This window comes from Mucilaginibacter sp. P5_A4, assembly GCF_056400605.1.
Window position 1 is genome coordinate 89107 of record NZ_JBFUKX010000021.1, and the last position, 10582, is coordinate 99688.

Below are 10582 nucleotides of genomic sequence, written 5' to 3' on the forward strand. Positions count from 1 at the left end.
TGCAAACCAAAGCTCGGTTGTTACATTATGATAAAACTAATATCAAAAACCATCATTATACTAACCTTATGTACAACCTCGTTTTTGGCGAAAGCTCAAATTGGATATGATTACGCCCAGTATGATCTTGGTGTAGCTGGAAGTGCTAACATAGCTGCCAATTCAGATGTACAAACCTACAAAGTAACGCCTGCCGTTCACTTTAACTTTAATTACAACCAGTCACCATTTGTTAACTATGTATTTGAGTTCCAGGTTGGCCGTTTAGAAGGTGGCGATTCACTTAAAACCACATCGGGCCGGCAGTTTGAAAACCATTTTGCGGCTTTTTTATTCAGGGCACAGTTGCAAGCGGGCGAATTTATAGATTACTCAACAAGCCCGTTTATGAACGTGATGAAAAACTGGTATACATCGGTTGGCATTGGTTATATGGTAAATCACATAGTTGCTAAAAGCAATGATATCCGTGTTGCGGAAGGATATACTTTACCCGGCGATAATAATGCCCAGGTACCTTTTATACCTTTGCGTTTAGGTTATGAGTTTAAGCTTTTTAATAATTATAGCCAGCCAAGTGTTAAAATTGATATCGGCTATCAATATAATTTGGTATTGAGCGATAATCTTGACGGTTACGCCACAGGCTCAACTACTCACGATGCTTATGCGCAATTTACAATAGGTGTAAAATTTGCCGTTGGCGGGGTAACATCGTACCGTAAACAGATCCATTATTAATTATCCCCCGTTGATTTTATTTTTAGTTGCATTTAATTGATTTTTTGGCAAGGTTTTTTCTGTACATTTAATATAAAATACCAAACCCATGAACAACCAAAATATTATTGACGGTTATGATGACGACGATGACGCATCAACTGATAATATCAATGACAGGGACAGGACGTTGAGAGATGAACTTGGAGAAACCACTGATAAAGAAGATCTGAATTATAACGCCGAAGAAGACAGCTTTGAATACGATGTAAAAAGCGATGACCCGGATTATGATCATCCCGATCCTTACAAAACATCGGTAAAAAACGGTGAGGATATGAACTCTACCTATGATGAGGCTAATCCCTATGATACGGCTGATGGTGAATATTCGGGAAAAAGATCAATTGAAACAGATGTAGATGACCTGGCCATGCACATTGATAATGGCGATATCACCGAGGTTGACCCCGTAGACGCCGCACTGGCCCATACCCCCGAAGATGACAGAGATGACCTTGACGAAGAAGGTTACCCAAAGAATGATGAATTTTTAAAATAGAGTGGTCGGTTTTAAGAATTAAAATTTACTACTCAGTCCATCAATCAAAATCAAGATTAAAGCGGTTACGCAACTCCATCAATTGCGGATTACGGGATGCCATGTGCTGAAACTTCTCGCTTGTTGTATAAGGCTTCCGCACAACTTCCTGTTCGTCAACCCGGGCATTTACCTCGATAGTAAAGTTGTTTAACCTGCTCCGTAAAAAGTTGTGCATCTCTGCCCGTTCTTCCTTAAATAGGTTTTCCTGTACTTTATTGCCCACTAAAACTTCAAACTCATACGGTTTTATCATTCGGGGGGCATTGGAGGTAAAAATGGTAACAAGGTTCTTTTTACCATCGGCCTTTACTTTAGCAGCAAAATCACTCCAATGTTCTAAAAAACTGTCCATAGTAAACTCCTCACGGGCGTCGCCTTTTAAATAAGGGTCTTCTTCTTCAAGTATCTCCTCTTCAGTTTTGCCGGCATCCGTTAACGATGGTATAGAGAAAGAACCTAAGCTGGGACTGGGGATAAATATTTTGGGCTTTTCGGTGGTAGCAGGAGCAGCTTCTTTTACCGGTGTTGATACATTTACCGGTGCCGGCGGATTACCCGGAACCTGCGTGGTTTTATTATAAACAGGTGGCAAATCGCTTAATACACCTGTTTCATTGATGGTTTTGCTCTCCTGCGGCGTTGCTATTACTGAGGTATCAGGTTTTTTTTTTAATGGCCCTTCAGTAGCGGGCGTTGCGGTTAGCGGTGTGGTAGCCATATTAAAGGCCGATGGCAAATGGCACATCTTGAGCAAAGCCAACTCAACCTGCAGGCGCTGATTTTTACTCAGCTTATAACTCACATCGCATTGGTTGGCAATATTCATGGCCGAGAGCAGGAATGATACCGAACCTGCCTGTGATTGCTGCAGGTATTTATTCTTGATCCCTTCACTTACCTCTAACAATTTCAACGTAGATTGATCCTTACTTACCAGCAGGTTACGAAAATGCTCGCTTAGGCCGGCAATAAAATGCGCCCCATCAAAACCCCGCGACAGGATCTCATCAAAAAACAACAGCACTTTTGCTGTATCCTCTTTAAGCAGGCTTTCGGTTATACTAAAATAATAATCGTAGTCAAGTATGTTCAGGTTATCAATAACAGAACGGTAGGTTACCTTACCGCCCGAGAAACTAACGATCTGATCAAACATCGATAGCGCATCCCGTAAACCACCATCTGCCTTTTGGGCTATAATATGTAGCCCGTCGGTTTCATAGCCAATGTTCTCTTTCCCGGCAATTGATGCCAGGTGCCCGGCCATATCATCAACCCTGATACGGTTAAAATCAAATATCTGGCAGCGCGATAGTATGGTAGGCAGTATTTTATGTTTCTCGGTAGTGGCCAATATAAATATGGCATAATGAGGCGGCTCTTCCAGCGTTTTCAGAAAGGCATTAAAAGCCGCCTGCGATAGCATATGCACCTCATCAATAATATAAACTTTGTAACGCGCAGCTTGCGGCGGTATACGCACCTGTTCAATAAGGCTACGAATATCATCAACCGAGTTGTTGGATGCAGCATCAAGCTCATGTACGTTAAAGGAGTTGCCATTTTCAAAGGCTTTGCATGATGGGCACTCGCCGCAGGCTTCGCCATTTGGCTGTAAATTAGTACAGTTAATAGTTTTGGCCAATATACGCGCACAGGTAGTTTTACCCACACCACGCGGACCACAGAACAAAAATGCCTGCGCCAGCTGGTTATTTTTAATGGCATTTTTGAGCGTATTGGTTATATGTTGCTGACCAACAACGGTTTCAAAAGTAGCCGGGCGATACTTACGGGCCGAAACAATGAAATTATCCACAGCCGCTAAGTTAACAAGAAAATGCTTTAAGTTAAAGTAGCAATGAAACGAATGTTAAGATATTGATGCACTTCTATTGCAGGTCATCATCGGGCAGGTGATCATCATCCTCGGGGTCGGGTCCATCACCGTCATCTACTACCAGTACCTCATGCAGATCGTCCTCGGCATCCAGCTGATCGTCAAAATCTTCGTCGTCCTCATCGTCCCAGTCGCCTTCAATAGCATCATCACCGCGGGGAGATAAAAGGGCCGTGGTTGTAAACTTCAATTCCGCTATATCAGTATTTTGAAAAGTGATTAACTGCATCATTGGGTCTTTTAGTATTTACAGGCAACTAACTGATATGTTTTGATTTTTCATAAAAGATCCGCAGCCAAAACTTCTTTTACGCTATATAATCATAAAGAATCAAACAGCTTATGCTGAAAAAGTGCAATTCCTTTTTGTGTATTTACAGTACCACAGGCAGCCATTAAAACAATAATTAAAAACAGCAAAAAAAATTTCATGAGATTTTTTGCCAACAGTATATCTTTTGAGATTTTATATACGCAAACAAATTGATTTTCAAGTTAAAAATACTTGATAACTAAAAATAATCTTCTTACATTTGCAGCCCCGTAATAGCGGGTAATTAATTAAAAATCAAAGTATAATAATGCAACAGTACGAAATCGTGATCGTTCTAACCCCGTTGTTATCAGAAGAAACAGCTAAAGAAGGCATTGCCAAATTTAGCAAAATCTTAACTGATGGCGGAGCCGAAATTGTCCAGGAGGATAATTGGGGTTTGAGAAAATTAGCGTACCCTATTCAAAAAAAGACTACAGGGTACTATCACTTAACTGAATTTAAGGCTCCGGGTGAATTAATTAACAAATTGGAGATTGAATTAAGGCGCGATGAGCGTGTTTTGCGTTTCCTGACCATAGCTTTGGATAAACATGCCATTGCTTACAATGACAAAAAACGCAGCGGTGCCTTTAACAAGAAACCTAAAGCAACAGAGGAGGCTTCAAACTAATGGCAAACGATCAAATTAAATACGTTACCGCTCCAAAAGTGGAGGATAACCGTAAAAAATACTGCCGTTTTAAAAAGAATGGTATTAAGTATATCGATTACAAAGACGCTAACTTTTTATTAAAGTTTATTAACGATCAGGGTAAAGTATTACCACGCAGGTTAACTGGTACTTCATTAAAATTTCAGCGTAAAGTGGCCCAGGCTGTTAAACGTGCCCGCCACATTGGTTTATTACCTTACGTTACAGATTCATTAAAATAATAGGAGATTTAAGAAATGGAAGTTATTTTAAAACAAGATGTAAAAAACCTGGGTGATAAAGACGATGTAGTAAACGTTAAACCAGGTTATGGCCGTAACTACCTTTTACCTAAAGGTTACGCTATATTAGCTACTGTAAGCGCTCGTAAGGTTTTAGCTGAAAACTTGAAACAAGCTCAGTTTAAACAAGAAAAAATCCGCAAGGATGCTGATGCGATTGCTGCCCGTTTAGAAGGTGTTAAACTTAACATTGGCGCTAAAGCCGGTGAAAGCGGAAAAATCTTCGGTGCTATCAACACTATCCAAATTGCTGATGCATTGAAAAAAGAAGGCTTTGAGGTTGACCGTCGCCGTATCACTTTTGATCAGGAGCCAAAGTTTGTTGGTGATTACATCGCAAACGTAAACCTGCACAAAGAAGTTAAGGTACAGATTCCTTTCTCGGTAGTAGCTGAGTAATTTATATTTCGGAATTCGGATTTATATTTCGGATTTTGAGTTTAATTTTAGATTTTTAAAAGGTGTTTTGCTATGCAAAGCACCTTTTTCATTTTATTAGAAACTTATTATAAATAGTGCAGCGCAATTACAACTCCCCCAGGAAAACAAATTCGAAACCCAATAACCGGCCCACAAAATCAAAAAGCAGGTTTGGTGGCATTTTTAAACTCATATTCAGGTTGGTTAAACTGGCATTTATCCTTTTTGTTGGCCTTAGTTTGTTTGGGGTACTATTATTTCGCTTTGTTCGTCCACCCTTTACCTGGCTCATGATAGAGCGTGGTTTTCAACAAAAAGCCCGTGGTGTGGATTGGAAGATTGATAAGCAATGGAAAAGCTTAGACGAGATCTCTGACAACATGAAGCGCGCTGCAGTAGCGGCCGAAGATCAGACCTTTTTAGAACATCACGGTTTTGATTTCCACGCTATAGAAAAAGCTATCGAAAAAAACCAACATAGTAAAAAACTGATAGGCGGAAGCACCATATCGCAACAGGTTGCCAAAAACGTTTTTCTGTGGGAAGGTCGTTCCCTCCTGCGAAAAGGCATTGAAGCTTATTTTACAATACTGATAGAGGTTTTTTGGAGCAAGAAACGCATTATGGAAGTTTACCTCAACGAAATTGAAATGGGCGATGGTATTTACGGTATCGAGGCTGCATCACAGGCCTATTTCCATAAACCGGCATCCGATCTAACTAAACATGAAGCGGCGGCTATAGCTGTTATTTTTCCAAGTCCGCTTAAGTGGTCGGCAACTAACCCTACCCGTTATTTAAAACACAGGCAGTACTTAATCATGAAGAATATGAGGAGGCTGGGACCATTGGATTTTTAGCCTTCCTACCCCCCCTAAAGGGGGAATAAAAGCTCCTTAATTTCTTATCCCTAGGGGGTTAGGGGGTTTCTATTTATACTTCCAATTCCTTGATTTACCCTCCGCAAGCCACTCAGCAGCGGTCTCCATACGCTTTAGGCGGGTAGCATCGCTTTTGGCATCAACAATCCACTCTACATACTCTTTTTTGTGCGAATAGCCGGATTGCTCAAATTTTAGTTTGGCCTCGGGGTAGCCGGTTAAAAATTCAGTGAAATATTCTGGTACAACCAATTCTGTTTTCGGCGCCGACGCTCTCTTTATTGCTTCGGGTGTTTTTTTGCCGATTTCATTCAATGCAATAGCCTGCAGTATAAAATCCTGTAAAATTTCTTTTGAAGGCAGGTCGTCTATTTTGGTAATACGGCCAAAACTTCCGGCAGAACCATCTCCAATACTTAATGCGTTATTAGGATCATTTAGTAACGAAGCCTTCCAAAAACCAAATGAGCAATGCTCTTTGAAAGCCGCCATCTGGCATACCACGCCTTTGTAATCAAAAAACGGGAAACCCCACTTAATTGATTCAGTCAACAAGGGAGATGTTTCGTGTACAAGTGCCCTTAAATAATTCAGGATTGGTTTGGCAAAATCGGGAGCCTTTTCAATAAAAGCATCTACCCTGCTATCGTATTGTTCCATCAATAAATTTAGTAACAAATTGTTAAACTGCAATGACGTTTGTAACCTTTTAAGGGTATTTTGCATCTTAGCTAAAGTAGATAATCCCATTGCATAAAATGCTGTAAAACTATGGCCACAAGATCATTTAACGTATTTGCAGGAATCATCACCCTGTTATTTTTTGTTCAAACCGGCTACTGCCAGGTAAAAAGCACTTCGCCCAGTCCTTTTACCGATAAGGATATGGTTTCATGGGACTACAGCTCAAAGGTGATTGGCGAAGATTATACCATATATGTACATTTCCCTCCGGGGTATGACACAACAAAAACAAAATATCCCATGCTGTACATGACGGATGGCGACTGGAATATGACCGTTGCCATGAACTGCTTTAATATGCTAAGGCAGGACTATGAAACCACCGAAGCTCTCATTGTAGGTATAGGATACGGCAGCAGGCCAAACAAACGAAACCGCGACCTTGACCCAAAAACAGGCGGACCAAAATTTTTATCATTTATTGAGCAGGAAGTGATCCCTTTTGTTCAAAGCAAATACCGGGTAAACGATAATAAAGCTTTATACGGCTATTCCTTTGGCGGAATGTTCACAACTATGGTGCTGTTTCAACATCCGGGTTTATTTAATATGGTGTTTATAGGCGCCCCCGGAAATAATGGCAGAGAACTGGTCCCATCGGCAAAAAAATATTTTGCCAATAATAAAGATCTTAACTGTAAAGTGTTTGCCGGTGTAGGATCATATGAACACGAAACAGCCCAAAATATTGAACTATTTAAGAACTACATGGAAAAGCAGAACTGTAAAGGTTTTGAAATTGCCACAGCGATAACTCCAAATGCAGGTCATGGTGCCGCATTGGCGCAGGTGATGCAAAACGCAATAGCCTTTGCCTACTGCAAAAAACACAAAGCCATCCCGATAATGGTAAAGGAGCTTGAACAATATACCGGCGACTATGTGATTGCAGGAGATGCCAAAAATAAATTTAAACTATACTCAACCGGTAATAAACTATATTTCAGGCAGAATGACCAGCTACCTATAGAATTTGCCCCCTATGCCAAAGATTCGTTCTTTATGTATGAGGATGAAAAGGCCGATATCACTTTTAAAACAGAAGGGGCTAAAATGTATATATTATTTAGCTTCCCCAATGAGAAACCAACACGGCTGGATAAAACCAAATAGGTTATAATCTTGAGCCAAGCAGCCCGTTTAGTTCCGGATGATGTTGTGAAGTTAAAAACTCGGTAATGGTAAACCTGGCCAGTTCATGTTTATAAAAAGGATCTTCGGTGATAATTTTTTCTATTTCTTGTTTTGAACCGGCTATTGCCAAAATAATTCCGCCTGTGCGCGGTACTTTACGACCTGATGCTATAAATACATTTTCCTTATAGTATTTTTTTAAATACTTTACATGAGCAGCCATGTGGGCATCAAGTTCTTCAAGAGGGACAATGTAGTTGAGATCGATGATAAACATACTTTGTAATTTCAGAATTTCGATTTAAAGCATTCGCTATTGAGTAACCAAATCCCTAAACAACTGTATGTGCCAGCTGTTTTTAAACGGCGCTTCCCATTTGGTTTCCAGTTCGATTAGGTTTTGTACCATGTTATTGTAAACAATGGTTTCGGTATTTATTTTACCTTGCTTAATCATATCCTCAAACGCGTGCCGTGGCAATGATATTATTTCTTCGCCATCGCGATAAGCCAGGTTAAACCTATCAAATAGGTTAATGTTAAAATGCTGTTCTATCTGCTTCATAAAATGAACCGACTTATCAATAGAGCAACCACTGGCACCAGCCTGGCTTTCATCAACAATCAGGATCAGGAAACGGTTATGCCGCACCTCGCCTTTGGCCTTCAACTGGTTATTGTGGGCAGTCCAGCCAGTGGTAAATTTATCCAGTTCCTGCCGTATTTGCTGTACCTCCTGGTCGGTCAATTTTTTATCGGCCTGGTAGATCCAAACTCTTGAGTGTTGAGAAAATTCCATTTACAAAAATATCAATTTATTAACTTCGGGTTACATTTTGTTGTCATGAAAACATCAATCTTGCCATCAATTAAAAAAAACGTAGTAATTATAGCAATATTGGCCTTCAGCGGCTTCATTTACGGTTTTAAACCGGGCATGGGTGAACTGGAATGGCTAAGCTGGAGCAATAAATGCCTGTTGGAGTCATACAACCCTCCACCTGATATACAGCTAAAAAAGTGGGAACTCATCCTTACCAACGATTATTTTTTGCGTTTGAGGAAAACTTATCCACATGACCGTCAAGAGTATTTTTCGTTCAATTTACACCGCCTCAACAACGTTGAATACCTGGGAAACGACACAACAGGAACCCTTAAACTGAGCACCTTAGCCGACGATATCATAGTTCAAACTTACGAAAATCCTAAGGGTGATATTGATTCCATGGCAACTACCCTGGAACTACCGGTAAAGAATATGAGTCCGGCACGTTTAGATAGTTTGAAAAATGCGCTAAATTATTTTAAGGTGAAAGGCTTATAACCCATTCGCCCTAACGGTGATCTCGGCAATATCCAGCACTTGTATCTGCTGATCCTTTTCATTGAGTTTAACGCCATCTGTAAGCATGGTCATACAAAACGGGCATGCGGAAGCCACCACCTGGGCTTTGACTGCTATAACCTCCTGGATCCGTTCCATGTTGATATCCTTTTTACCCGGTTCCGGTTCTTTAAACATCTGCCCGCCGCCCGCACCACAGCATAAGCCGTTTGATCTGCAGCGTTTCATCTCTACCAGCCCGGTATCCAGGATCTCCAGTGCTGCACGCGGAGCCTCGTAAACATTGTTGCCGCGCCCCAGGTAGCAGGGATCATGAAAAGTGATCTTTTTGCCTTTAAAACTTTCGCCTCCTTCGGCTTTTAGCTTACCCTCATCTATCAGTTGCTGAATTAGCTGGCTATGGTGAATCACTTCGTAATTACCACCCAGGCCCGGGTATTCGTTTTTAATGGTATTAAAACAATGCGGGCAGCCGGTCACAATTTTTTTGATATGGTAACCATCCAATACCTGGATATTGGTCATGGCCTGCATCTGGAACAAAAATTCGTTACCGGCCCGCTTGGCCGGGTCGCCGGTGCAGCTTTCCTCGGTACCCAACACGGCATAGCTGATACCCACATGATGCAGGATCTTACAGATATCGCGGGTTATTTTTTGTGCCCGCTCATCAAAACTACCCGCACAGCCCACCCAGAACAGTATCTCGGGCTCCCGGCCTTCGGCAGCCATTTGGGCCATGGTAGGTATCTTTATTTCGGATTTTTCGTTTTCCATTTCGGATTTATCATTTTACCATAGCATATAAACCATGGAGGTATTTGACTAACTGCAAACTTAAAGCTGCCTGCTACTTCTCCGCCCAGTTCAACCTGTCGGCCTGGCTATATTTCCAGGGGGCGCCGTTGTTTTCAACATTGCCAAACATGTTATTCAGGCTGGCAGGTGCCTGCGATTCTTCCATCACGATATAGCGGCGCATTTCGGTAATAATCTCCAATGGGTTAATATTTACCGGACAGGCCTCTACGCAGGCATTACAGGTGGTACAGGCCCATAATTCTTCCCGGCTGATATAATTATCAAGCAAGGCTTTGCCATCGTCATAGTCCTTCCCATGCTTATCCAGGTTATTACCCACTTCGGTGATCCTGTCGCGGGTATCCATCATGATCTTGCGGGGAGACAACAGCTTGCCGGTAATATTGGCCGGGCAAACACTGGTACACCTGCCACACTCGGTGCAGGTATAGGCATCCATCAGGTTTTTCCAGCTGAGGTCGGTTACCTCTTTAGCCCCGAAACGACCGGGAGTTGTAGCCTCGGGTACAAATGCCGGGTCCATTATCGCTTTTACCTCATTGGTTACCGATGCCATATTGGTAAACTTTCCTTTTTCATCCAGGTTAGAATAGTAAGTGTTCGGAAAAGCCAGCAGGATATGAAAATGTTTGGAATAAGGCAGGTAGTTTAAAAATGCCAGGATCCCGGTGATATGGAACCACCAGCATCCGCGCTCGGTCATTTCCAATACGGCTGCATGGCCGGGTAACAGCGGGGC

General features: G+C 41.6%; 15 protein-coding genes. 8 read left to right on the forward strand and 7 right to left on the reverse strand.

What is annotated here, in order from left to right; translation table 11 throughout:
• Positions 1-27 precede the first annotated feature (27 nt).
• Both AC1DQW_RS14580 and AC1DQW_RS14585 read left to right on the forward strand, forming a co-directional pair.
• Entirely contained in the window at positions 28-741 is a 714-nt protein-coding gene (locus tag AC1DQW_RS14580) for a hypothetical protein (RefSeq protein WP_477454746.1), read from the forward strand.
• Between the two features lie 88 nt (positions 742-829).
• The gene (locus tag AC1DQW_RS14585) at positions 830-1282 is read left to right on the forward strand and encodes a hypothetical protein (RefSeq protein WP_477454747.1); all 453 of its coding nucleotides are present in this window, start codon (positions 830-832) and stop codon (positions 1280-1282) included.
• Positions 1283-1322: 40 nt separating this feature from the next.
• On the opposite strand, the gene AC1DQW_RS14590 is transcribed toward AC1DQW_RS14585, so the two are convergent.
• Together AC1DQW_RS14590 and AC1DQW_RS14595 are read right to left on the reverse strand one after the other, a co-directional pair.
• Positions 1323-3143 carry a DNA polymerase III subunit gamma/tau gene (locus tag AC1DQW_RS14590; RefSeq protein ID WP_477454748.1) on the reverse strand — a complete coding sequence of 607 codons (1821 nt, stop codon included), beginning with the start codon at positions 3141-3143 and terminating at the stop codon, positions 1323-1325.
• 73 nt (positions 3144-3216) lie between these two features.
• On the reverse strand, positions 3217-3456 hold the full coding sequence (locus AC1DQW_RS14595; RefSeq protein WP_477454749.1) for a hypothetical protein: 240 nt from the start codon (positions 3454-3456) through the stop codon (positions 3217-3219).
• A 349-nt stretch (positions 3457-3805) separates the two neighbouring features.
• Here AC1DQW_RS14595 and rpsF point away from each other — a divergent pair, with 349 nt between their 5' ends.
• From rpsF to mtgA, 4 genes are all read left to right on the forward strand, one after another.
• Positions 3806-4171, forward strand: a complete 366-nt coding sequence (gene rpsF, locus AC1DQW_RS14600) for a 30S ribosomal protein S6 (RefSeq protein WP_477402540.1) — start codon at positions 3806-3808, stop codon at positions 4169-4171.
• Positions 4171-4434, forward strand: a complete 264-nt coding sequence (rpsR, locus tag AC1DQW_RS14605) for a 30S ribosomal protein S18 (protein WP_067054791.1) — start codon at positions 4171-4173, stop codon at positions 4432-4434. Before rpsF ends, rpsR begins: the two co-directional genes overlap by 1 nt.
• Before the next feature lie 15 nt (positions 4435-4449).
• The gene (rplI, locus tag AC1DQW_RS14610) at positions 4450-4893 is read left to right on the forward strand and encodes a 50S ribosomal protein L9 (protein ID WP_477454750.1); all 444 of its coding nucleotides are present in this window, start codon (positions 4450-4452) and stop codon (positions 4891-4893) included.
• Between the two features lie 116 nt (positions 4894-5009).
• Positions 5010-5774: a monofunctional biosynthetic peptidoglycan transglycosylase gene (mtgA, locus tag AC1DQW_RS14615; protein ID WP_477454751.1), complete on the forward strand. Its 765-nt coding sequence runs from the start codon at positions 5010-5012 to the stop codon at positions 5772-5774.
• 69 nt (positions 5775-5843) lie between these two features.
• On the opposite strand, the gene AC1DQW_RS14620 is transcribed toward mtgA, so the two are convergent.
• Positions 5844-6455, reverse strand: coding sequence for a YdeI/OmpD-associated family protein (locus tag AC1DQW_RS14620; RefSeq protein WP_477454752.1), 612 nt, complete (start codon positions 6453-6455; stop codon positions 5844-5846).
• 111 nt (positions 6456-6566) lie between these two features.
• Between AC1DQW_RS14620 and AC1DQW_RS14625 the strand changes: the two genes are divergently transcribed.
• A complete protein-coding gene (locus AC1DQW_RS14625; RefSeq protein WP_477454753.1) occupies positions 6567-7652 on the forward strand; it encodes an alpha/beta hydrolase in 1086 nt (361 codons plus the stop codon).
• 1 nt (position 7653) lies between these two features.
• On the opposite strand, the gene AC1DQW_RS14630 is transcribed toward AC1DQW_RS14625, so the two are convergent.
• Together AC1DQW_RS14630 and AC1DQW_RS14635 are read right to left on the reverse strand one after the other, a co-directional pair.
• On the reverse strand, positions 7654-7950 hold the full coding sequence (locus tag AC1DQW_RS14630; RefSeq protein WP_477454754.1) for a YciI family protein: 297 nt from the start codon (positions 7948-7950) through the stop codon (positions 7654-7656).
• A gap of 36 nt (positions 7951-7986) precedes the next feature.
• Entirely contained in the window at positions 7987-8472 is a 486-nt protein-coding gene (locus tag AC1DQW_RS14635; RefSeq protein WP_477454755.1) for an ABC transporter ATPase, read from the reverse strand.
• A 45-nt stretch (positions 8473-8517) separates the two neighbouring features.
• Here AC1DQW_RS14635 and AC1DQW_RS14640 point away from each other — a divergent pair, with 45 nt between their 5' ends.
• Positions 8518-9000, forward strand: coding sequence for a hypothetical protein (locus AC1DQW_RS14640; protein WP_477454756.1), 483 nt, complete (start codon positions 8518-8520; stop codon positions 8998-9000).
• Here the strand turns inward: AC1DQW_RS14640 and AC1DQW_RS14645 are convergent.
• Together AC1DQW_RS14645 and AC1DQW_RS14650 are read right to left on the reverse strand one after the other, a co-directional pair.
• The gene (locus tag AC1DQW_RS14645) at positions 8995-9798 is read right to left on the reverse strand and encodes a (Fe-S)-binding protein (protein WP_477454757.1); all 804 of its coding nucleotides are present in this window, start codon (positions 9796-9798) and stop codon (positions 8995-8997) included. The genes AC1DQW_RS14640 and AC1DQW_RS14645 overlap by 6 nt on opposite strands.
• A 73-nt stretch (positions 9799-9871) precedes the next feature.
• On the reverse strand, positions 9872-10582 hold a 711-nt coding region (locus AC1DQW_RS14650; protein ID WP_477454758.1), incomplete at its 5' end, for a 4Fe-4S dicluster domain-containing protein.

Bases quoted from the DNA above. Each gene is read 5' to 3' on its own strand.
- AC1DQW_RS14580 (WP_477454746.1), top strand. From the start codon at position 28: ATGATAAAACTAATATCAAAAACCATCATTATACTAACCTTATGTACA.
- AC1DQW_RS14585 (WP_477454747.1), top strand. From the start codon at position 830: ATGAACAACCAAAATATTATTGACGGTTATGATGACGACGATGACGCA.
- AC1DQW_RS14595 (WP_477454749.1), bottom strand. From the start codon at position 3,456: ATGATGCAGTTAATCACTTTTCAAAATACTGATATAGCGGAATTGAAG.
- rpsF (WP_477402540.1), top strand. From the start codon at position 3,806: ATGCAACAGTACGAAATCGTGATCGTTCTAACCCCGTTGTTATCAGAA.
- rpsR (WP_067054791.1), top strand. From the start codon at position 4,171: ATGGCAAACGATCAAATTAAATACGTTACCGCTCCAAAAGTGGAGGAT.
- rplI (WP_477454750.1), top strand. From the start codon at position 4,450: ATGGAAGTTATTTTAAAACAAGATGTAAAAAACCTGGGTGATAAAGAC.
- AC1DQW_RS14620 (WP_477454752.1), bottom strand. From the start codon at position 6,455: ATGGAACAATACGATAGCAGGGTAGATGCTTTTATTGAAAAGGCTCCC.
- AC1DQW_RS14625 (WP_477454753.1), top strand. From the start codon at position 6,567: ATGGCCACAAGATCATTTAACGTATTTGCAGGAATCATCACCCTGTTA.
- AC1DQW_RS14630 (WP_477454754.1), bottom strand. From the start codon at position 7,950: ATGTTTATCATCGATCTCAACTACATTGTCCCTCTTGAAGAACTTGAT.
- AC1DQW_RS14635 (WP_477454755.1), bottom strand. From the start codon at position 8,472: ATGGAATTTTCTCAACACTCAAGAGTTTGGATCTACCAGGCCGATAAA.
- AC1DQW_RS14640 (WP_477454756.1), top strand. From the start codon at position 8,518: ATGAAAACATCAATCTTGCCATCAATTAAAAAAAACGTAGTAATTATA.
- AC1DQW_RS14645 (WP_477454757.1), bottom strand. From the start codon at position 9,798: ATGGAAAACGAAAAATCCGAAATAAAGATACCTACCATGGCCCAAATG.